The sequence below is a fragment of the Streptomyces sp. Isolate_45 genome, assembly GCF_024721315.2.
Taxonomy (GTDB): domain Bacteria; phylum Actinomycetota; class Actinomycetes; order Streptomycetales; family Streptomycetaceae; genus Streptomyces.
In genome coordinates, this window is sequence record NZ_JANFAK020000022.1 from 30,149 (window position 1) to 52,879 (window position 22,731).

The following is a 22,731-nucleotide window of genomic DNA, read 5'->3' on the forward strand; positions in this document are numbered from 1 at the left end:
CCGAACCCGCCCGGCGCCCCGCTCGGGACCTCGGGGCGAGCGGGCCCCGTACGCCGCGGCACCCGGCGTACGGTCAGACCCCGGCCGCGGAACCCGCCGCCGGCGCGCGCACCACGGCCACCGCCTGCCCCGGCACCGCGGGGAGCGCTCCGGACAGGACCCCGGGAGCGGCACCCACCGATCCGGGAGCGACCCCCCTCACGGCTCCGCCCACCGCCGGCGCCCCGCCCGACCCCGTCGTCACGCCCAGCATCCGCTCGGCCTCGGCCAGCTCGGGCTCCATCCGCCGGTCGCGGAACGCCCGTACCGCACTCTCCAGCAGCTCCCGGGACCGCGACCGCTCCCCGGCACCCCCGCTCGCCGCGAGCAGTCGGGCCAGGTCCAGGCGCACCAGCGCCGCCCCGCCCTGGTCCATGATCTGCTCCCGTACCGACAGCGCCTGCGCGTAGAACCCGCGAGCCGCCTCGCACCGGCCCATCTCTGCGTGCGCGTGCCCCAGGTCCCGCAGCAGGTGCCCCTCGCCGATGACGTCCCCGCTGTCCCGGCACAGTTCCAGCACCTCGGTGAAGGTCGTCACCGCCCGCTCGTGCTCGCCCTGCCCCTGGAGCAGCTGCCCCGCCCGCCGCAGGGTCCGCGCCTGACCACCCGTGTAGCCCACCGAGCGGTAGATGCCGAGCGCCTCGTCCAGGCGGCTCTGCGCGGCCGAGGTCTGCCCGCGCCGCATCCAGATGTGCGCGCTCTGCGTGAGGACGATGGCCCGGCCCACCACGTCACCGGCCCGGTCGAAATCCCGCAACGCCCGGTCGTACAGGGTCAGCGCGTGGTCCTCGTTCCCCCGCATGCGCTCCAGCAGCGCCAGGTCGCGATGGCACAGCGCCAGCCCCTGCCGGTCGCCCAACTCCTCGAACAGGCCGAGCGCTTCCGTCAGCGCGGCCCGCGACTCACCTGCCTGGCTGCGCCCGAGGTGGAGCACGCCGAGCGAGCTGAGGAGGGCCGCCGCGCCCCGGGTGTTACCGCTCGACCGTACGCATTCCAGGGCGAGTTGGTGCGTACGCTCCCAGTCGTCGAAGTAGCCGCGCCCCTCGAACAGGGTGGCCAGCGTCGTCGCCAGGTCCCAGCACAGCTCGTCCATCCCCTCCGCGGCGGCGTGCTCCACCGCCTGCACCAGGTTGGCGTGCTCACTGTCGAGCCACTCCAACGGATCCACGAGCAGCTCCTCCACGCAACCCCGCGGCGGCTCCCAGCGCGGCGCGCCGCCGTGCAGGACGGTGAAGTCCCCGCCGTAGATGCGCCGGTGGGCCTGTTCCGCCAGGGACATCCAGCCGCCGAGCATCCGGCCCGTCGCCGCCCGCTGGTCGGCCGGCTCGTGGTGCGCGGCCAGCTGCTCCCGGGCGAAGACCCGGATGATCTCGTGGAACCGGTAGCGGAACCCTCCCGTGGACTCCATGCCGACGACGTCCAGCATCTGTACGTCGACCAGCGGCTCCAGCAGATCGGAGGCGAAGGGCCGCGGATCGTCCAGCAGCGGCCCGGCCAGCCAGCCAGGCAGCGTCGGGCCCTTCGCGAGGCTCAGCAGCCGCAACAGCCGACGGTCCTCGGAGGCGAGCCCGTCGTGGGTGAGCGAAAGGCTGGCCCGCATCGTCATCTCGCCGTGGGTCAGCTCGTCCAGACGGTGCCGTTCGTTCGCGAGGCGGTGCACCATCGACGCGATCGTCCAGTGCGGGCGCGCCGCCAGCCGGGCCGCGACGATCCGCAGCGCGAGCGGCAGCCCGCCCACCGTGCGGATCAACGCCTCGACGGCGACGCCCTCGCGGGCGACCCGCTCCGCCCCGATCACCCGGACCAGCAGCTCCACGGCGCGCGCGGTGTCCATCACGTCGAGCTCCACGCGGTGCGCCCCGGGCAGCCCCGTGAGCCGGACCCGGCTGGTCACCAGTACGGCGCAGCCGCCGCTCCCCGGCAGCAACGGTCGGATCTGACTCTCCGACCCGGCGTCGTCGAGCACCACCAGGACCCGCCGGGAGGCGAGCAGCGTCCGGTACATCTCGGCGCGCTCGTCCTGCGATTCGGGGATCACCGGCCCCGGTATCCCGAGCGCGCGCAGGAACCGGCCCAGCACCTCGCCGGAGGTCGCCGGGGTACCGGTGCCGCGCAGGTCGCAGTACAGCTGGCCGCCGGGGAAGGCGGCATCGCCGAGCCGGTGCGCGATGTGGGTGGCCAGGGTGGACTTGCCGGTGCCCGGCTTGCCGACGATCACGGCCAGTCCGACGGCCCGCCGGGTGCCGTCCCCGAGCAGCGCCCGCTCGATGTGCAGGATCTGTTCCTCGTCGCCGACGAAGTCGGAAGTGTCCGCCGGGAGTTGGCGGGGCGTCTCCTCACGGTACGGACCTGCCTGCGCGGGGCCCCCGTAGGCCCCGCCGGGTCTCTCCGCCCCGCCTTCGGCAGCTCTGCCCGGCCCGGGGTCGACCCCCCAGGGGCCGGCCGGGGCGCCGGCCGTCGCCCGGACCGGGCCCGTCTCCCCGCCCGGACCGACCCCGACCCCCGACCGACCGTCGCCGGGCTCCCCGCCCGTTCCGCCCGGGCCCGCACCGGCGTCCCGGAACGGCCCGGGGGTCCCGACTCCCGCTCCGCCCGCGCCCGGTTCCCCCTGACCGGCGGGAACGCCCCGGCGATCGGTGAGCGTCCCCGCCGCCGCACCGCCCACGCCCAGGGCGCCGCCCTCGCGGTGGCCGTCGCGGCCGGTTCCGGGCAGGCCTCCCGACGGGGCCGCCCCCTGCGTACCGCCCTCCCGGGTCGGGCCGCCGTCACCGGCGTCCGCCGGGCCGGCGAGGAGCGCACCGACCAGCGCGCCGCCGAGGGCGTCAGCCGCACCGGCCCGACCCGGCAGGGCCGGCAGCCGCGAGGCCACGCCGCCGGGCGGGCCGGAGCCGAGCCGTACACCCGCCGGGGCGCCACTGCCGGGCCCCCACACGTCGATGCCCCCCGGACCCGAAGCCGCCGAGCGGTCCGGGACGCCCGATGCCGCAGAGGCGTCCGCCCCGCCATGGATCCCCGCCCTGCCCCACGCCCCCGCGCCCCCCGGCCCACCCGACGCCCCACGGGCGTCCCGGGCGCCCTCCGCCTCGTCGGGGCCGTCCGGACCCGGCCCCTTCCCCGGGGTCGTCGCCGGGAAGGCGGCGGACGGGACGGAGCCCGAGAGGATGGCCCGCTCCAGTTGCCGCAGTTCGCCTCCGGGCTCCAGCCCGAGTTCCTCCACGAGGAGTTCCCGCCCGACGCGGTAGCTCTCCAGCGCCTCGGCCTGCCGGCCGGAGCGGTACAGGGCCAGCATCAGCTGCCCGCGCAGCCGCTCCCGCAGCGGGTGGACCCGTACCAACAGTTGGATCTCGCCCACGAGTTGGTGATGGCGGCCCAGGTCGAGTTCGAGGTCGATCCGGGTCTCGGCGGCCGTCAGCCGCTCCTCGTCCAACTGGAGGGCCTTGCTGCGCAGCGTCTCGCTCGACACCCCGCTCAGGCAGTCGCCCTGCCACAACTCGGCCGCCGCGAGCAGGAGTTCCACCGCTCCGGCGGGCTCCCCGCGCTTGCCGAGGGCCCGCGCTTCCGCGACCCGGCGGGCGAAGATCGCCGCGTCGACGAGCTCGCCCTCCGTCTTGAGTGCGTAGCCCGGCGGCCGGGTGGTGATGGCGGCGGCGATCCGCGCCGCCGAGAACAGCTTGCGCAGCCGCGACACGCAGATCTGCACCTGCGTGCGCGCCGTGTCCGGCGGCTCGTCGTCCCAGATCAGATCGACCAGGTAGTCGGTGCTGACGACCCGGTTCGCCTCAAGCAGCAGGGCGGCCAGAATGACCTCCTGCCGCCCCGGTGGAATCCTGACCGGCCCGCCGAGGCCGGTCACCTGTAACGGTCCGAGGATGCGGAACACCACCGTGTCCGGGGTGTGCGGAACCCCGCCGGGCGAAACGGTCATGAGACTCCCAGCTGGAGGCACGCCAGTGAACGGGTGGAGCGCGGGGTCAGTCTCTCCGAACACCTCTCCGGTTGTCCATGGTGTGGAGATTGCGTGGTGATGAAGCGTGATAGGCAAGGGATAGCCCCGAGTTGCGGACCTGGAGGAACGTGGATCCGTCGGCACCCGGAGGGGGTGCGGACGTACGAAAGGACTGCCCATGACCAGTCGGCACGCCGGGCGGGTGCCACCCAGCCGCGTCATCACCGACTCCGGGGTCGACCACGTGCGGCTCGCCTACGACTACTTGGACGCGGGAGACCTCGACGGCTACGGCTCGCTCCTGCACGCGGGCACCCTCGGCGCCGACCTGGAGTGTCCCCGGCCGGACGGGGTCCGCCACCACATCGACCGGATCGTCGCCGACGGGGACTGCGTCGTCGTGATGGGCTGTCTCTCCCCCCAACAGAGCGAGTTCGTCGACGTGTTCACCCTGTCGGCCGAGGGCATGCTGCGGGCCTGCCGCCGCTACTACCGCTGAGCCGACCGGCTGCCCGCCGAAACGGGCCGGCATCCTGGGCGACAACGAAGCGCCACCGAACGCCACGGCCACCGCCGAAGGCCCGGCGCGGCGCGCGCACCGCACCACACCCAGGAGTCCCGGTTGTCCCGTCCGCACGACACCCCGCCGTCCCGCCACGTCGCGTTCGACCGCCTGCACAACTTCCGTGACCTGGGCGGCTACCGCTCGGCCGACGGCCGCACCGTCGTCCGGGGCGCGCTCTACCGCTCCGACAACCTCGCCAAACTCGCGGGCGACGACTGGGAGCGGTTCCTCGGGCTGGGCGTGCGGACCGTCATCGACCTGCGCTACCCCTGGGAGATCGAACGGCGCGGCCGGGTGCCGCAGGCACACCTGTTCACGTACGCCAACCACAGCATCGAGCACCGGCCCTACGACCAGGCCGAGATCGACCCGGACACGGACCCCTGGCGCTACCTCGCCGACCGGTTCGCCGAGGTGGCCGAGGACGGGGTCGTGGAGATCCGGGAGGCCATCGAGCTCATCGCCGACGCCCCCGGCCCCACCGTGTTCCACTGCGCCTCGGGCAAGGACCGCACCGGGCTCATCGCCGCTCTGGTGCTGACCCTCCTGGACGTCCCGGAGGAGGAGATCCTCGCCGACTTCGCGCTCACCGAGCTGGCCACCGAGCGCCTCGTCGCCGACTGGCGGGCGGCCCATCCCGGCCGCACCCTGCGCTGGCCCTCCTACGGACGCGCCCCGGCGACCGTCATGGCCCTCGTCCTCGCCGACCTGACGGCCCGCCACGGATCCCCCTCCGCGTACCTCACCGGCCCCGTCGGCATCACCCCGGCCACCGTCGCCCGCCTGCGCGAGCGCCTGCTGACTCCCCTCCCGCAGAACTGAGGACGCCGACCGGCCCGAAGGTCGGGCACCGGCCGGCCGGGCACCGTCCGCCGCCGCGGTCAGTCGCGCCGCAGCGCTTCGGCGACCCCCTCGGCCACCTCCCCCGTGGTGAGGTAGCGCAGCAGGGAGTGGCCGCCGAGCACGAAACGGCTCGGGCCCGCGTTCACCACGAGCCGGTCCTCGACGCGGTCCCCGAAGACCGGGCCCAGCCCCTTCACGAGCGCGACGGGGTCCTCGTCGGCCGCCACGTTGATCCAGCGGGCCACGTTCGGCCACGGCGGGCCGCCGTCGGGCCCCGGTGCGGGCGCGAGCCGCTCCCGGACCGCGCGGATGCCCAGCGGCGAGCCCACGGTGATCAAGGTGTCGACGTTCCACCCCGGGCGGGCGGCGCAGAGCGCCTCGTACGCGACGACCGAACCGAGGGAGTGCGCGACGACGACCCGGGTCTCGGGGGTGACCACCCGGGCGAAGCGCTCCTGCGCGCAGCCGCGGACCGTGTCCTGCTCGTCGAGGTAGCGCCGCACCTGCCGGACGAGCCAGATCACCACCCGGGCCGGCGGCAGTCCCAGCACGGGGGAGGACTCCAGCCGGCGCAGCGCGGCCTGCGCCATGCCCCTGCCGGTCACGGCGGGCGCGTCGAGCCCGGCTGCGATCGCCTCCAGCAGGACGTGTTCCAGCGGGTCCCGTACGTCGCCCTCCCGCAGCGGCGGCACCAGGGCGAACTCGTCCTCGTCGGTGTCGGCGCCCTTGGTGCCCAGGCTGCGGTAGCAGTTCCCGTAGTACACCGCCGACACCTGGTCCGCGGGCGGGACCGCCACCGCGGTGTCGGTCATCCCCAGGCGAAGGGCCTCGTACCACGCGGTGAGCTCGGTCTCGCGGTGTTTGTACTGGTATCCGATGCCATGGCACATCACGACTCGGGACATGCGCACCCCCCTCGATGCCCCGGAATTATAGGGAGGTCGATCCCCGGGGCGGAGGCTTTCGGGTGGACGCCCCCGAGATCGGGTCGATGCCCCCGGCCGGGGTCGCGGGGGCGGTCCGGGATGACGTGACAACAATTACATTCGCCCCATTAGTGACCCTTTCGGGTGATCCTGGATGTCCGGAATCGTCATCTATGGGCCGCTGTCGCGGCCCGCGCCCGCCCTTCGACCGGCGGTGCAACAGGGAGACACATGGGACGCGCGGGCAACAGGACGGTCAACTGGCGGATCGCCCTGTCGGTGGCGGGCGGCGCGGCCGTGCTCGGGCTCGGCGGCCTCTACGTCACCGGACTCGTGACCGGTACGGACGTCGACCGGGGCACCTTCGTCCGCGGCGTGGACATCGGCGGCATGAGTCGTGAGCAGGCGCAGCGGACCCTGGACCGGGAGCTCGGCCCCCTCGCCGCCGCCCCCGTCGCGATGACGATCGGCGACCGTGCCGAGGAGGCCCCTCCCGCCGACCTCGGGCTGTCCCTGGACACCCGGGCCACCGTCGACGCCGCCGTCCGCACCGGCTACGCCCCCACCGCCGTCATCGGCCGGCTCTTCGACTCCGAGGAGCGCCGGGACCTGGAACCCGTGACCCGGATGAACGAGAGCACCGCCCGGGCAGCCCTCGAACGCATGGACGAGAAGACCCGGCAGCAGGTCCGCGACGGGGTGATCGCCTTCGAGAAGGGCGAGGTCAAGTCCGTCGCCCCGCTCCAGGGCGTCGACCTCGTCGAGGACCGGGCCCTCGACACCCTCCGCGACGCCTACCTGCGGCCCGCGCCCGGTCCCGTCGTCATGCCGGTCGAGCGCACCCACCCGAAGGTCGGGGACGAGGAGACCGGACGGGCCCTGCGCGAGTTCGCGCAGCCCGCGATGTCGGGCCCCGTCACCCTCGAGGTCGCCGGTACCCGCATACCGATCAGCACGGCCGTCCTCGGCGCCCACCTCAGGATGAACCCCGACGACGGGGGTCGCCTCGTCCCGGCCCTCGATTCCAAGGGCCTGCTCGCAGACCCCGCCGTGGCCCGCCCCGTCCGGGCGGCCACCCGGGCCCCCCGCGACGCCTCGCTCACCACCGGCGCCGACGGCCGCGTCGTCGTCGCCGACCGGGGCCGCACCGGACAGAAGGTCACGGACGCGGCGCTCGGCAAGGCCGTGCTGCCGCTCCTGACCCGGACGGGCGCGGCCCGCAGCGCCGAGGTCGACACCGTGGCCGTCCAGCCGGACCTGACGAGCGCCGAGGCGCAGCGTCTCGGGATCAAGGAGAAGCTCTCCTCCTTCACCGTCGAGTTCCCGGCCGCCCCGTACCGCACCACGAACATCGGCCGCGCCGTCGAACTCATCAACGGCTCCGTCGTCCTGCCGGGCGAGGAGTGGAGCTTCAACCGCACGGTCGGCGAGCGCACCCCCGAGAACGGCTTCGTCGACGGAATCATGATCAATGACGGCCGCTACGTGAAGTCCCCGGGCGGCGGCGTCTCCGCCGTGGCCACCACCATGTACAACGCCGCCTTCTTCGCCGGGGTCAAGACCGTCGAGCACGGCGCCCATTCCTTCTACATCGAGCGCTACCCCGAGGGCCGCGAGGCCACGGTCGCCTGGGGCACCCTGGACCTGCGCTGGATCAACGACACCGGGCACGCCCTCTACGTGCAGGCGCGGTCCACCGACACCTCGCTGACCATCAGCCTCCTCGGTACGAAGAAGTACGACGAGATCCGCGCCACCAAGGGGCCCCGCACCCAGGTCACCCCGCCGGCGAAGATCGAGGGCGGCGGCCCCACCTGCGAGGTGCAGACCCCCCTCGAAGGCTTCGACGTCTCCGTCGGCCGCGTGTTCGTACAGGGCGGGCGCGAGGTCAAGCGCGAGGAGACCAAGACCCACTACACCCCGCGCGACGAGGTCACCTGCACCCCGCCCGCGGCACAGGACCCGCAGGCGCCGGCCGCCCCGGTATCGCCCGACCCGGTGCCGCCGACGACGACCCCGGCGGGCGCCGCGCTGACGACGACGGCCGCCGCGGGACCGACCGCACGGTGACCCGCGGGGTGCTCCGCGGGGTGACCGGTCCGGCGCGGAACGCGCCGTTCGGGCGCCCCGGGCGGCCGGAAGTGCTACAACTGGGTTCGTGACCTTTCTCTGCCACCCGTGCCGGGCACGTCGGTGCGGTCACTGCTAGGCAACCGGTTCAAGAGCGTCGCCGGACAGGTATTCATCCTCCAGGTGGCGATCGTGGTGTTGCTCGCCGCCGGATCGCTGCTGGCGCTCGTACTCCAGTCCCGGCACGACATCGACCGCGAGGCGCGCAACAGGTCGGTCTCCGTCGCGGAGACCTTCGCGCACTCCATCGGACTCCCGGCTGCCCTGGAGTCCCGGAACCCCTCCGCCCTGCTGCAGCCGCTCACCGAGGAAACCCGCAAGGCCGCCGGTGTCGACTTCATCGTCGTGATGGACACCAACGGCATCCGCTACACCCATCCCCAGCCCGACCGCATCGGGAAACGGTTCGTCGGCACCATCGAACCCTCACTGGCGGGGCAGGTCCACACCGAGAGCGTGCAGGGCCCGCTCGGCAAGGAGATCCAGGCGATCGTCCCGGTCACCGCGTCGGACGGCCAGGTCATCGGCCTGGTGTCGGCGGGCCTGACCGTGAAGAACGTCAGCGGGGTCGTCGACCGCCAGCTCCCCGTCATCCTGCTGGCCATCGCCACCGGCCTGGCCCTGGCCACCGTCGGCACCTGGCTGATCAGCCGAAGACTGCGCCGCCAGACCCACGGGCTCGGCACGCAGGAGATGACCCGGATGTACGAGCACCACGACGCGGTGCTCCACGCCGTCCGCGAAGGGGTGCTCATCACCGACGGCGACGGGCGGCTGCTCCTCGCGAACGACGAGGCCAAACGCCTCCTCGGCCTCCCGGACGACGCCGACGGCCGCCACCTGGGCGAGGTACCGGGCCTGGACCGGCGGATGGCCGACCTGCTGCTGTCCGCGCGGGTCGCCACCGACGAGGTGATCGAGAGCGGCGACCGCCTGCTCGTCGTCAACCAGCGGCTCACCCACCCCGGCGGCCGGCCCGAGGGGACCGCCGTCACCATCCGGGACTCCACCGAGATGCAGGTCCTGACCACCCGCGCCGACACGGCCCGGCGGCGCCTGAAACTGCTGTACGACGCCGGCGGCGACATCGGTACCAGCCTGGACGTCGTGCGGACCGCCGAGGAACTCGCCGCCGTCGCCGTCCCCCGATTCGCGGACTACGTCACCGTCGACCTGGCCGATCCCGTCCTCGTCGGCGACGAACCCGGCCCCGACGCCGACATGCGGCGCACCGCCGTCCACGGCATCCGCTCCGACCACCCCCTCTACCCCCGCGGCCGGCTGATCGACTTCCTGCCGTCCACCCCCCAGGCGCGCGGGTACGGCACCGGCCGGGCCGAGCTGGTCCCCGACCTGGCCGAAGCGCCCGGCTGGCACGCCCAGGACCCCCCGCGCGCGCAGGCCATCATCGACTACGGCATCCACTCCCTGATCGCCGCGCCGCTGCGGGCCCGGGGCGTCGTCCTCGGCGTGGTCAACTTCTGGCGCTCGCAGAAACCCGAGCCGTTCGACGAGGACGAGCTGTCGCTGGCCGAGGAACTCGTCGCCCGCGCGGCCGTCAGCATGGACAACGCCCGCCGCTACACCCGCGAACACGCCCTCGCCGAGACCCTCCAGCGCAGCCTGCTGCCCCGCGCCCTGCCCGAGCAGAGCGCCGTGGACGTGGCCCACTTCTACCTGCCCGCCCAGTCCGGGGTCGGCGGCGACTGGTTCGACGTGATCCCGCTGCCCGGCAGCCGCGTCGCCCTGGTCGTCGGGGACGTCGTCGGGCACGGCCTGCACGCCGCCGCCACCATGGGGCGGCTGCGCACGGCGGTGCACAACTTTTCCTCCCTCGACCTGCCGCCCGACGAGATCCTCGCCCGCCTGGACGACCTCGTCCAGCGCATCGACCACGACGGGGACGGTGGCGACGGGGACGGCGGGATCCTCGGCGCGACCTGCCTGTACGCCATCTACGACCCGGTGTCGCGGAACTGCACCATGGCCCGCGCCGGGCACCTGCCACCCCTGCTCGTCGCCCCCGACGGCTCGACGGAGATCGTGGAACTCCCGGCCGGACCCCCACTGGGCCTGGGCGGCATGCCGTTCGAAACCGCCGAGCTCCGGCTGGCCGAGGGCAGCCAGCTCGTCCTCTACACGGACGGACTGGTCGAGGAACGCACCCGGGACATCGCCGAGGGCCTGGAACTGCTGCGCCGCGCGCTCAGCCACCCCGACCGCGATCCCCACGAGAGCTGCCGGGCCGTCCTCGACCTGCTGCTGCCCGACCGGCCCACCGACGACGTTGCCCTGCTCATCGCCCGGACCCGGACCCTCGGCCCGGACCGGGTCGTCCAGTGGGAGGTGCCGTTCGAGCCGAGCGCGGTCGGCGTCCTGCGGGGCGCCGCGGCCCGCAAGCTCGAGGAGTGGGGCCTCGAAGAACTCTCCTTCGCCACCGAGCTGATCCTCAGCGAACTGATCACCAACGCCCTGCGGCACGGCACCGCCCCCGTCCGCGTGCGGCTGCTGCACGACCAGACCCTGACCTGCGAGGTCTGGGACGGCAGCAGCACCGCCCCCCACCTGCGATACGCGGCCACCACCGACGAGGGCGGACGCGGCCTGTTCCTGGTCGCCCAGCTCAGCGAGCACTGGGGCACCCGCTACACCCCCGAGGGCAAGGTCATCTGGGCCGAACAGACCCTCCCCGGCAGCGCGGGCGGCCCCGGCGCCCCGGAGCCGGCCCTGGCGGCCTTCCTGGACGTGGACCCGATCTGACCGTGCCGGCCCCGGCGCCGCACCGTCCGTTCCCGGACACGCCACCAAGGGTTCAACGAGAAAATCCTTGATGTCGCACTAGAATGGCAGGTTGTTTGGCGCCGGACCGGAACAACCCGGGCAGACCCGGGCTCCGCCGGCGACCCGGACACATCCGGGAGCGAAGACGCGAGGGCCGATGGCAGCCACACCTGAGCACGGTGAACTCACTCTGCTCGACGGCGGGAGCGCGGGGGACGACGCCCCCGGCGAGCCCGGCAAGTCCGCCCGTTTCACGGCCGGACCCGCTGCCCCCGTGCGCACCCTCGTCGACGTCTTCGAAGCCTCCGTACGGGCCCACCCCGACGAGCTCGCCCTGGACGACGGGACCTCCCGGCTCACCTACCGCGCCCTGGCCGCCGACGTCGAGCGCCGCAGGCGCGCCCTCGCCGCCGCCGGGGTCGGACTCGGCGACCGGGTCGGCGTCCGCGTCCCCTCCGGCACCAACGAGCTGTACGCGTCCGTCCTCGCGGTCCTCGCCGCGGGCGCCGCCTACGTCCCCGTCGACGCCGAGGACCCCGACGAACGCGCCGAGCTGGTCTTCGGCGAGGCCGGCGTCCGGGCCGTCCTGGGCGCCGGGCAGCGCGTCGACGTCACCGGGACCGCCGGCGAGGCACCCGCCGCCCGGCCGGGCCCCGAGCACGACGCCTGGATCATCTTCACCTCCGGCTCCACCGGCAAACCCAAGGGCGTCGCCGTCAGCCACCGCAGCGCCGCCGCCTTCGTCGACGCCGAGGCCGCGCTCTTCCTCACCGAGGAACCGATCGGGCCCGGCGACCGGGTCATGGCCGGACTGTCCGTCGCCTTCGACGCCTCCTGCGAGGAGATGTGGCTCGCCTGGCGCTACGGCGCCTGCCTGGTGCCCGTACCGCGCTCCCAGGTCCGCAGCGGCGCCGACCTCGGCCCCTGGCTGGTGGAACAGGAGATCACGGTCGTCTCCACCGTCCCGACCCTCGCCGCGCTCTGGGAGTCCGAGAGCCTCAACGAGGTCCGGTTGCTGATCTTCGGCGGCGAGGCCTGCCCGCCCGAACTGACCCAGCGGCTGGTCACCGAGGGCCGCGAGGTCTGGAACACGTACGGGCCCACCGAGGCCACCGTCGTCGCCTGCGCCTCCCTGCTGACCGGCGAGGAACCCATCCGCATCGGCCTCCCGCTGAACGGCTGGGAACTGGCCGTCGTCGACGAGTCCGGGGAACCGGTGCCCATGGGCGGCAGCGGCCAGCTCGTGATCGGCGGAGTCGGCCTCGCCCGCTACCTCGACCCGGCGAAGGACGCCGAGAAGTACGCCCCGCTGGAATCTCTCGGCTGGGAGCGCGCCTACCGCAGCGGCGACCTGGTCCGCGCCGAACCGGAAGGGCTGGTCTTCCTCGGCCGCGGCGACGAGCAGATCAAGCTCGGCGGCCGGCGGATCGAACTCGGCGAGGTGGACGCCGCGCTCCAGGCACTGCCCGGCGTCGCCGGCGCGGCCGCCGCCGTCCGCACCGCGCGCAGCGGCAACCAGCTCCTCGTCGGCTACCTCGTCACCCAGGACGGCTGGGACCACGCGGCGGCCGTCGAACGGCTCCGCGCGGAACTGCCCGCCGCCCTCGTACCGCTCCTGGCGCCCGTCGAGGCGCTGCCGACCCGCACCTCCGGCAAGGTGGACCGCGACGCGCTGCCCTGGCCGCTGCCCGACGTACAGCCCACCGGCCCCACCGAGCAGCTGTACGGCACCGAGGCCTGGCTCGCCGAGCAGTGGACCGAGACCCTGGGCGTGGCCGTCGCCGGCGCCGGCGACGACTTCTTCGCGATCGGCGGCAACAGCCTCGCCGCCGCACAGCTCACCACCCGACTGCGCACCCGCTACCCGAGCGCGGCCGTCCTCGACATCTACCAGCAGCCCACCCTGCGCAAGCTGGCCCGGCGGCTGGAGAAGTCCGTGCAGGACGACGGGGCCGCCCGCACCGTCGCGCCCGTCCGGCTCCGCTCCCAGGTGATCCAGACGCTGCTGCTGCTCCCGCTTTTCACCCTGGTCGGGCTGCGCTGGACCGTGGCGCTGCTGGCCCTCGGCAACGTCCTGCACCGGTTCGGGGCCTACCCGTGGGCGCCGACCGCCCCGTGGTGGCTCGTCGGCGCGGGCGCCGTCCTCCTCTTCAGCCCTCCGGGCCGCCTCGCCATCGCCGCGGGCGGCGCCCGGCTGCTGCTGCGCGGGGTCAGGCCCGGACGGTACCCGCGCGGCGGCAGCGTGCACCTGAGGCTGTGGACGGCCGAGCGGCTCGCCGAGTGCGCGGGCGCGACCTCGCTCAGCGGATCCTGGCTGGAGCGCTACGCGCGGGCCCTCGGCGCCAAGATCGGCCCCGAGGTGGACCTGCACTCCCTGCCCCCGGTCACCGGCATGCTCAAGCTCGGCCGCGGCTGCGCCGTCGAGTCCGAGGTGGACCTCTCCGGGCACTGGCTCGACGGGGACCGGCTGGAGATCGGCCCCGTGAAGGTCGGGGCCGGAGCGGTCGTCGGCACGCGCAGCCTGCTCTTCCCGGGCGCCCGCGTCGGCAAGCGGGCCGAGGTCGCCCCCGGCTCCGCCGTCGTCGGACAGGTCCCGACCGGTCAGCGCTGGGCCGGGGCGCCCGCCCACAAGCTCGGCAAGGCCAAGCGCAACTGGCCGCCCGGCCACCGCCCGCCGCGGTCGCTCGCCTGGCGCGCCATGTACGGGGCCAGCGGCCTGTGCCTGACCGCCCTGCCCCTACTGGCGGCCCTCCCGGCGCTGCTCGTCGTCAGCCGGTTCGTGCCGGCCGATGCCGGGCTCGGGCAGGCGCTGCGGGCGGCGCTGCTCGCCGTGGTGCCCGGGGCGCTCGCGTTCGGGCTGGCGTACGCGCTGCTGCTCCTGGTCTCCGTACGCTTGCTCAGCCTCGGCCTGCGCACCGGCAACCATCCGACGCACAGCCGGATCGGCTGGCAGGCCTGGACCGTCACCCAGCTGATGGACCTCTCCCGGGAAACCCTCTTCCCGCTGTACGCCGGTCTGATCACCCCCGTGTGGCTGCGGCTCCTCGGCATGAAGATCGGCCGGGGCGCCGAGGTGTCGACCGTGCTCGCCCTGCCCAGCCTCACCACCGTCGGCGAGGGCGCGTTCCTCGCCGACGACACGCTGACGGCCCCCTACGAGCTGGGCGGCGGCTGGATGCGGATCGGGCCCTCCGAGATCGGCCGCCGGGCGTTCCTCGGCAACTCCGGGATGACCGCGCCGGGCCGCTCCGTCCCGGACGACGGGCTGGTCGGCGTCCTGTCCGCGACCCCGAAGAAGGCCAAGAAGGGCAGTTCGTACCTGGGCCTGCCGCCGGTCAGGCTGCCGCGGTCCGCCGCTGCCGCCGACCGGAGCCGGACCTACGACCCGCCCGCCCGCCTGCTGTGGGCACGCGGCCTGGTCGAGCTGTGCCGCCTCGTCCCCGTGTTCTGCTCGGCCGCGCTGGCCGTCCTGACCGCGGCGGGGCTGTGCGCGCTGATGACCGCGAGCGGGCCGGGAGCCTGGGTGGCCGCCCTGCTGTCCGGAGTCGTCCTGCTCGTCGCCGGCGCGGCCGCCTGCCTGACCTCCGCGGCCGCCAAGTGGCTGCTCGTGGGCCGGCACCGGACGGGGGAGCACCCACTGTGGAGCGGCTTCGTGTGGCGCAACGAGCTGGCCGACACCTTCGTCGAGGTCCTGGCCGTGCCCTGGCTGGCCGGATCCGTACCCGGCACGCCCCTGATGACCCTGTGGCTGCGCGGCCTCGGGGCGCGGATCGGACGCGGCGTGTGGTGCGAGAGCTACTGGCTGCCCGAGACCGACCTGGTGACCCTGGGTGACGCGGTCAGCGTGAACCGGGGCTGTGTGTTGCAGACCCACCTCTTCCACGACCGGATCTTGAGGACGGATACTGTGGTCCTCCGCGAGGGCGCCACCCTGGGCCCGGGCGGAATCGTCCTGCCCGGGAGCACGGTCGGAGCCCGCAGCACCCTGGGACCCGCCTCCCTCGTGATGGCCGGGGAATCCGTCCCCGCCGACACCCGCTGGCTGGGCAATCCGATCGAGGCGTGGCGGTCCTGAGTCCGTACGGCGGCCCGTGCGCCGGCCGGGCCCGGCGGGCGCCGGCACGGCAACACGGACACGTCGTACGAGCACGTCGCACGAGCACAGCGCAGGGAGCGGAAGCGTCAGTGAACGGCCAGAGGACAGCGGCAACCGACCCGTACTTTCCGGCCAACGGCGATCCCCGTTACCGAGTGCACCGGTACGAACTCGCTCTGGAATACCGGCCCGCTCCCAACCGGCTGGCCGGCACCGCCAGGATCAGCGCGATCGCCGGGCGCGCGCCGCTCACCGAGTTCGCCCTGGACCTCGCCGACTTCAAGGTCGGCCGGATCCTGGTGAACGGCAGGGCACCGCACTACACCCACCGCAGCGGCAAGCTCCGCCTGCGGCCCACCAAGCCGCTGCCCGCCGGCTCCGCCTTCACCGTGGAGGTGCAGTGGGCGGGCAACCCCAAGCCCGTGCGCAGCCCCTGGGGCGGCCTCGGCTGGGAGGAACTGACGGACGGCGCGCTGGTGGCCAGCCAGCCCGTCGGGGCGCCGTCCTGGTACCCGTGCAACGACCGGCCCGCCGACAAGGCCTCGTACCACCTGTCCGTCAACACGCCCTCCGCCTACACGGTCGTGGCCGGCGGCCGGCTGCTGACCCGTACGACCAGGGCCAGCACTACCACCTGGGTGTACGAGCAGTCCGCGCCCACCTCCAGCTACCTCGTCGGCCTGTCCATCGGCCTCTACCAGACGGTGCTCCTCGGCGACCCCGGCCTCGACGGCGTCCCCCAGAGCGCGTACGTGCCGGCGCACCTGCTGGCCCGGTTCTCCCGCGACTTCGCCCGCCAGCCCGCCATGATGCGGCTCTTCGAGGAACTGTTCGGGCCCTACCCGTTCGGCGAGTACGCGGTGGTCGTCGCCGACGAGGAACTGGACGTCCCGGTCGAGGCGCAGGGGCTTTCCCTGTTCGGCGCCAACCACGTGGACGGCGTGCGCGGCTCGGAGCGCCTCATCGCCCACGAACTCGCCCACCAGTGGTTCGGCAACAGCGTGACCATCGCCGACTGGCGGCACATCTGGTTGAACGAGGGCCTCGCCAAGTACGCGGAGTGGCTCTGGTCGGAACGCTCCGGCGGCCACACCGCCCACGAGCGCGCGGCCGTGGCCCACCGGGTGCTCGCCTCGCGGGCCCAGGACCTGAAGCTCGCCGACCCGGGCCGCAAGCTGATGTTCGACGACCGGCTCTACGAGCGCGGCGGACTCACCGTGCACGCCGTCCGCTGCGCCCTCGGCGACACCGCGTTCTTCCGCATGCTCCGCGACTGGACGGCCGCGCACCGCCACGGCGTGGTGACCACGGCGGCGTTCACCGCCCACGTCGCCCGCTACGCGGACGGGCCCGTGGACGAACTGTTCGCGGCCTGGCTGTACGAGCCCGCGCTCCCGCCGCTGCCCGCCCCGCCGATACCGGCCAGACCCCGCCACCTGCCGACGAACGCGAGCCCCCCGCCCGCCCTCGGCCTCTGACGGACCGGGCCCGGAGACGGGTGCGGCCCGGGCCCGTGGGGCCGGCCGGGGCCCGTCCGGCCGGTATGGGTGTCGGCACGGATGGACAGGGACGGTTCCCACCGTCAGGCTGGGCCGCAGGGGAGGCCCCGCAGCAGGTCACGGCGGGTGTGGTGCGCGGCACGGAAGGCGACGGCCTGGCTGGCGTCGAGAGGTCCGGCAGGTGGAACGAGGGGAGAGCGCGGTCGTGTCGTTGTACTGGCGCATCTTCCTCCTCAACGCGGCCGTCTTCGCGGTGGCCGTCCTGCTGCTCCTCGGCCCGGTCACCGTCTCCACTCCGGTCCTGCTGGGCGAGGCGATCGTCCTGGGTCTCGGGCTCGCCGCCATGCTCGTCGCCAACGCCGTCCTGCTGCGCGTCGCCCTCGCCCCGCTGGCCCGGCTCGCCCGCGCCATGGCGTCGGTCGACCTGCTGCGTCCCGGCAGCCGCGCCCCGGTCGAGGGCCCGGGGGAGATGGCCGAACTCACCACCTCGTTCAACGCCATGCTGGCCCGCCTCGAAGCGGAACGCGCCACCAGCAGCGCCCGTGCGCTCTCCGCCCAGGAGGCCGAACGGCGCCGCATCGCCCAGGAACTCCACGACGAGGTCGGCCAGACCCTCACCGCGGTCCTTCTCCAGCTCAAGCACACCGCCGACCGGGCCCCCGGCCCGCTGCGCGAGGACCTCCACCAGGTCCAGGAGACCACCCGCGCGAGCCTGGACGAGATCCGGCGCATCGCCCGCCGGCTACGGCCCGGGGTCCTGGAGGAACTCGGCCTGCACAGCGCCCTGCGGGCCCTCGCCGCCGAGTTCACCACTCCCTCGCTGACCGTGCGGCACCACATCGCGCCCGGCCTGCCGACCCTGGACGACGCCTGCGAACTGGTCGTCTACCGGGTCGCGCAGGAGGCCCTCACCAACGCCGCCCGCCACGCGCGGGCGACCGAGGTGGAGGTACGGCTGTCCCACCGACCGGCCGGAGCCGTCCGGCTCCTCGTCCGGGACAACGGCGCCGGCCTCCGCCCCGCCGTAGAGGGCGCCGGGATCCAGGGCATGCGCGAACGGGCCCTGCTCATCGGCGCCGGCCTCGCGCTCGCCCCCGCGCCGCACGGCGGCACCGACGTACGGCTGGACGTACCCGCGGGCAGCGGGACCGAGGAGACCCATCGATGACCGCACCGCGACCGGCCCCGACCCGGGTCCTGCTGGCCGACGACCACGCCCTCGTCCGGCGCGGCGTCCGCCTCATCCTCGACTCCGAACCCGACCTCACGGTGGTCGCCGAGGCCGGGGACGGCGCCGAGGCCGTCGCCCTGGCCCGGTCGCAGGACGTGGACCTCGCCGTCCTGGACGTCGCCATGCCGCGGATGACCGGACTCCAGGCCGCCCGAGAGCTCTCCCGACTCCGGCCGGGGCTGCGCATCCTCATCCTGACCATGTACGACAACGAGCAGTACTTCTTCGAAGCCCTCAGGGCCGGGGCGGCCGGCTACGTCCCGAAGTCCGTCGCCGACCGGGACCTCGTCGAGGCCTGCCGGGCCGCCATCCGTGACGAGCCGTTCATCTACCCCGGCGCCGAGACCACCCTGATCCGCAACTACCTGGACCGGGCCCGTCAAGGGCACCCGCTGCCCGCCCGGGCGATCACCGAGCGGGAGGAGGAGATCCTCAAGCTGGTCGCCGAGGGGCACTCCTCGAAGGAGATCGGCGACCTCCTCGTCATCAGCGCCAAGACGGTGGAACGCCACCGGGCGAACCTGCTCCAGAAGCTCGGCATGCGCGACCGCCTGGAACTCACCCGCTACGCGATCCGCGTCGGCCTGATCGAACCCTGAGCCCCCGGGTCCGGTCAGGGCCCGGCTCAGGCGGCCTCGCCGACGAGTTCCTCCAGCACGTCCTCCATCGTGACGAAGCCGATGACCGCGCCGCCGTCGTCGGTGACGGCGGCGAGGTGGGTGCCGGCGGCGCGCATCGCGTTCATCGTGTCGTCCAGCGGGGTGCCGCTGCCGACCCGGGTGACGGTGTGCAGCGCCGAGCGCGGGAACGGGGCGGTCCGGTCGGCGACGCCCAGGGCGTCCTTGATGTGCAGGAAGCCCATGATCTCGCCCTCCGGGCCGGCGACGACCAGCCGGGAGAAGCCGTGGTCCGCCGCGGTGCGTTCCAGGCCGCGCGGGGTGGTCCCGAAGGGGACGGTGACGAACTCGGCGCGCGGGATGGTGATCTCGCCGACGGGCCGCTTGCCGAGCGCGAGCGCGTCCCGGAGCCGTTCCCCGTCCTCGGCACCGAGGAGCCCGGCGGCGCTGGAGTCCTTGACCAGGCGGGCGAGTTCCTCGTCCGTGAAGACCGAGCCCACCTCGTCCTTCGGCTCGACCTTCAGCAGCCGCAGCAGCGCGTTGGCGAAGGCGTTGATGCCGAACACGAACGGGCGCAGCGCCCGGGTGAGGGCCACCAGCGGCGGCGCCAGCAGCAGGGCGGTCGGCGCGGGCGCGGCGAGCGCGATGTTCTTCGGGACCATCTCGCCGATCAGCATGTGCAGGTAGGTCGCCACGGCCAGCGCGAGGACGAACGCGATCGGGTGGATCAGCGCCTCGGGGACCCCGATCGCGGCGAAGGGCGGTTCCAGGAGGTGGGCGATGGCCGGTTCGGCGACCGCTCCGAGGACCAGGGAGGAGACGGTGATGCCGAGCTGGGCGGTGGCCATCATCGCGGAGAGGTGTTCCAGTGCCCACAGCGTGGTGCGGGCGCGCAGGCTGCCCTTGAGGGCGGCCGGTTCGATCTGGCTGCGGCGCACCGAGATCAGGGCGAACTCGGCGCCGACGAAGAAGGCGTTGGTGAGCAGCGTCAGTGCGCCGATCAGCAGCTGGACCGCGGTCATCGGTTCTCCTCCCCGGAGTCGGCGTCCTCGTCGGATGCGGCGGGCGCGGTGACCGTGACCCGGTCGGCGCGGTGGTGGTCTATGTCGAGGACGGTGAGTTCCCAACCGTCGACGGTGATGGTGTCGCCCTCGACGGGGATCCGGGTCAGGCGGGTGGCGACGAGGCCGGCCAGCGTCTCGTACGGGCCTTCGGGGACGGCGAAGCCGATCTCCTCCAGTTCGTCGACGCGGACGCTGCCGTCGGCCTCCCACACCTTGCGGCCGGCGTGCTCCGGGCCCTCGATGAGGTCGGGGACCTCGACGGGGTCGTGTTCGTCGCGGACCTCGCCCACGACCTCCTCGACGATGTCCTCGACCGTGACGACGCCGGCGGTGCCGCCGTACTCGTCGATCACCACCGCCATGGTGCGGGCCTTGCGCAGGCGTCCGAGCAGGGTGTCCACGGGCAGGGAGTGCGGTACGAGCAGCGCCGAGGTCATCAGGTCGGCCACCGGGGTCAGCGGCCGCTTGTCCTCGTCGAGGTCGAGGACGTCGCGGATGTGGACGGTGCCGACGACCTCGTCCAGGGAGTCGCGGTAGACGGGGAAGCGGGACAGGCCGGTGGCGAGCGTCAGGTTCGCGGCGTCGGCCGCCGTGGCGTGGAGCTCCAGAGCCTGGACGTCGATGCGCGGGGTCATGACGTTCTCGGAGGTCAGCTCGGCCAGGTGCAGGGTGCGCACGAACAGCTCGGCCGAGTCCGCCTCGATGGCGCCCTCGCGGGCGGAGTGCCGGGCGAGCGCCACCAGCTCCTCCGGCGTCCGCGCGGAGGCCAGCTCCTCGGCCGGCTCCAGCCCGAAGCGGCGTACGAGCCGGTTCGCGGTGTTGTTCAGGTGCCGGATCAGCGGGGCGAAGGCGGCGGTGAAGCCGCGCTGCGGGCCCGCGACGACCTTGGCCACGGCCAGCGGCCGGGAGATCGCCCAGTTCTTCGGGACCAGCTCGCCGACCACCATCAGGACGACGGTCGACAGGGCCACGCCCAGCAGGGTCGCGATGGTCGGGACGGCGCCGGCGGGCACCCCGGCGGCCTCCAGCGGGCCGCGCAGCAGGGCGGAGACGGACGGCTCGGCGAGCATGCCGATGACCAGCGAGGTCACGGTGATGCCCAGCTGGGCGCCGGACAGCTGGAAGGTGAGCCGCTTGGCGGCCTTCAGGGCGCTCTCGGCGCCGCGTTCACCCGCCGCGACGGCGCGTTCGAGCTCGCTGCGTTCGACGGTGGTGAGGGAGAATTCGGCGGCTACGAACACCGCGCACGCCAGGGTCAGCGCCAGGGCGAGGAGGAGCAGCAGGACTTCGGTCACCGTGCCACCCCCGCTTCCCGACTTCGCTGCTGCGGGCTGGGCGTGGCACGGCGTGGACTGGGAGGTTCACCCATTGCGGGTCCTGCGCTCCATTCGCTACTCGGTGGGGCCGGGCTCGGCCCGGACAGTTGTGGTTACGGACAGTATCCGCGAACCAATGGTAAAGGGCAAGTAAATTGCGGCGCCCGGCGCCCGCCCCACGCCCGCCCGACCCCTGCCGTTCGGGCGAAGCGGAATGGCCGCATCCGTCAGATGCGTAAGTCACCTGATGGAGGACGCCGTCGGGTCGCCGGGTTCGACCCCGGAGCCGAGAGGCATCGGCGGGGCGATGGGGCGCAGGTTGATCCGCGTCATCGACCTCAGGTCCGGTTCGTGGCGGCGTTCGGGGCGCCGTTCGAGGAGCGCGGAGGAGTCGGGGCCGCCGGGCCCGCCGTCGCCGGAGTCGGTGGTCATCCGGAGTGGCTCCCCCGGTCAGTGCGCGCGGCGGGGTCGGGGGAGGGCGGGACGTCCCGGGCGCGGCGGCCGCGCCCGGGACGACACGCCCTATGCCAGGGCCCTGCGCAGGGTGTCGACGGCGAGGCTGATGGCGAGTTCGGCCCCCCGGGTCCCGCGGAGCGCGTTCAGCATGACGAAGTCGTGGATGACTCCCTGGACGCGCAGGGCGGTGACCGGGACGCCCGCGGCACGGAGCCGGGCGGCGTAGGCCTCGCCCTCGTCGCGCAGGACGTCGGCCTCGGCGGTGATGACCAGGGCGGGCGGCAGGCCGGTCAGTTCTTCGGCGGTGGCGCGCAGCGGGGAGGCGGTGCTCCGGGCGCGCTCGGCCGCGTCGGTCGTGTACTGGTTCCAGAACCACCGCATGGCCTCGCGGCGCAGGAAGTAGCCCTCGGCGAAGCGGTGGTAGGAGTCGGTGTCGAAGGCGGCGTCGGTCACCGGGTAGAAGAGGACCTGGTGGGCGATGCGGACGTCGCCGCGCTCCTTGGCCATCAGGGTGAGGGCGGCGCTCATGTTGCCGCCGACCGAGTCGCCGGCGACGGCGAGGCGGCCTCCGTCGAGGTCCTTGTGGCCCCCTTCGCGGACCACCCATTGGGCGACGGCGTAGTTCTGCTCGATGGCGACGGGGTAGCGGGCCTCGGGGGAGAGGTCGTACTCGGGGAAGACGACGGCCGCCCCGGTGCCGACGGCCAGCTCGCGGACGAGCCGGTCGTGGGTGTGGGCGTTGCCGAAGACCCAGCCGGCGCCGTGGATGTAGAGGACGACGGGGAGGGGGCCGCTCGCGCCGCGCGGGCGGACGATCCGGGCCCGGACCTCCCCGGTCGGCCCGCCCCGGACGGTGACCCACTCCTCGTCGACGTCGGGCAGGGTGACGCCCTCGCCGCTCTGGACGTCGTCGACGGCCGCGCGGCCCTCGGGGACGGGGATCTGGTAGAGGAAGGGCGGCTTGGCGGTGGCGTCGGCGAAGGCCTGGGCGGCGGCTTCGAGTACGGGCTGGTTCGGCTGGTCGGGCCGGTTCGGCACGGGTCTCCTTCGGGGGAGGCGGGGCAGCGGCGCCGGCGTGCGCGGGCGTCCGTCGGGCAGCGTTCAGGATCACACCGCGACGACCGCGCGTGCGGACTTGGACGCGGTGGGTGCGGCGCGTCGGTCGTGGCGGGCCCGGCTGCGGTCGGCCGAGGAAGGCGAGCGGCGCGGAGTCGACCTCGTC

14 protein-coding genes are annotated in these 22,731 nt (G+C 74.0%); 8 read left to right on the top strand and 6 right to left on the bottom strand.

The window, feature by feature from the left end:
• Positions 1 to 73 precede the first annotated feature (73 nt).
• Entirely contained in the window at positions 74 to 3,964 is a 3,891-nt protein-coding gene (locus NOD94_RS10160) for a BTAD domain-containing putative transcriptional regulator (protein WP_281205475.1), read from the bottom strand.
• Between the two features lie 199 nt (positions 3,965 to 4,163).
• Here NOD94_RS10160 and NOD94_RS10165 point away from each other — a divergent pair, with 199 nt between their 5' ends.
• Both NOD94_RS10165 and NOD94_RS10170 read left to right on the top strand, forming a co-directional pair.
• Positions 4,164 to 4,484, top strand: coding sequence for a hypothetical protein (locus tag NOD94_RS10165; RefSeq protein WP_281205476.1), 321 nt, complete (start codon positions 4,164 to 4,166; stop codon positions 4,482 to 4,484).
• Positions 4,485 to 4,607: 123 nt separating this feature from the next.
• Complete coding sequence (locus NOD94_RS10170; RefSeq protein WP_281205477.1) at positions 4,608 to 5,372, top strand: tyrosine-protein phosphatase; 765 nt, start codon at positions 4,608 to 4,610, stop codon at positions 5,370 to 5,372.
• 59 nt (positions 5,373 to 5,431) lie between these two features.
• On the opposite strand, the gene NOD94_RS10175 is transcribed toward NOD94_RS10170, so the two are convergent.
• The gene (locus NOD94_RS10175) at positions 5,432 to 6,298 is read right to left on the bottom strand and encodes a hypothetical protein (RefSeq protein ID WP_281205478.1); all 867 of its coding nucleotides are present in this window, start codon (positions 6,296 to 6,298) and stop codon (positions 5,432 to 5,434) included.
• A 252-nt stretch (positions 6,299 to 6,550) separates the two neighbouring features.
• Here NOD94_RS10175 and NOD94_RS10180 point away from each other — a divergent pair, with 252 nt between their 5' ends.
• The 6 genes from NOD94_RS10180 (at position 6,551) to NOD94_RS10205 (ending at position 18,655) form a co-directional block, all read left to right on the top strand.
• Positions 6,551 to 8,389 carry a VanW family protein gene (locus NOD94_RS10180; protein ID WP_281205479.1) on the top strand — a complete coding sequence of 613 codons (1,839 nt, stop codon included), beginning with the start codon at positions 6,551 to 6,553 and terminating at the stop codon, positions 8,387 to 8,389.
• Between the two features lie 132 nt (positions 8,390 to 8,521).
• The gene (locus NOD94_RS10185; RefSeq protein ID WP_281205494.1) at positions 8,522 to 11,209 is read left to right on the top strand and encodes a SpoIIE family protein phosphatase/ATP-binding protein; all 2,688 of its coding nucleotides are present in this window, start codon (positions 8,522 to 8,524) and stop codon (positions 11,207 to 11,209) included.
• Between the two features lie 178 nt (positions 11,210 to 11,387).
• Positions 11,388 to 15,305, top strand: coding sequence for a Pls/PosA family non-ribosomal peptide synthetase (locus NOD94_RS10190; RefSeq protein WP_281205480.1), 3,918 nt, complete (start codon positions 11,388 to 11,390; stop codon positions 15,303 to 15,305).
• 110 nt (positions 15,306 to 15,415) lie between these two features.
• Complete coding sequence (locus tag NOD94_RS10195) at positions 15,416 to 16,804, top strand: M1 family metallopeptidase (RefSeq protein ID WP_281205481.1); 1,389 nt, start codon at positions 15,416 to 15,418, stop codon at positions 16,802 to 16,804.
• Positions 16,805 to 17,030: 226 nt separating this feature from the next.
• Positions 17,031 to 17,993: a HAMP domain-containing sensor histidine kinase gene (locus NOD94_RS10200; protein WP_281205482.1), complete on the top strand. Its 963-nt coding sequence runs from the start codon at positions 17,031 to 17,033 to the stop codon at positions 17,991 to 17,993.
• Complete coding sequence (locus tag NOD94_RS10205; protein WP_281205483.1) at positions 17,990 to 18,655, top strand: response regulator transcription factor; 666 nt, start codon at positions 17,990 to 17,992, stop codon at positions 18,653 to 18,655. The genes NOD94_RS10200 and NOD94_RS10205 overlap by 4 nt, the downstream gene beginning before the upstream one ends.
• Before the next feature lie 26 nt (positions 18,656 to 18,681).
• On the opposite strand, the gene NOD94_RS10210 is transcribed toward NOD94_RS10205, so the two are convergent.
• From NOD94_RS10210 to NOD94_RS10225, 4 genes are all read right to left on the bottom strand, one after another.
• On the bottom strand, positions 18,682 to 19,695 hold the full coding sequence (locus tag NOD94_RS10210; RefSeq protein ID WP_281205484.1) for a hemolysin family protein: 1,014 nt from the start codon (positions 19,693 to 19,695) through the stop codon (positions 18,682 to 18,684).
• On the bottom strand, positions 19,692 to 21,032 hold the full coding sequence (locus NOD94_RS10215) for a hemolysin family protein (RefSeq protein WP_281205485.1): 1,341 nt from the start codon (positions 21,030 to 21,032) through the stop codon (positions 19,692 to 19,694). Before NOD94_RS10215 ends, NOD94_RS10210 begins: the two co-directional genes overlap by 4 nt.
• A 261-nt stretch (positions 21,033 to 21,293) precedes the next feature.
• A complete protein-coding gene (locus NOD94_RS10220; RefSeq protein ID WP_281205486.1) occupies positions 21,294 to 21,485 on the bottom strand; it encodes a hypothetical protein in 192 nt (63 codons plus the stop codon).
• Between the two features lie 90 nt (positions 21,486 to 21,575).
• Entirely contained in the window at positions 21,576 to 22,547 is a 972-nt protein-coding gene (locus NOD94_RS10225) for an alpha/beta hydrolase (RefSeq protein ID WP_281205487.1), read from the bottom strand.
• Positions 22,548 to 22,731: the final 184 nt, after the last annotated feature.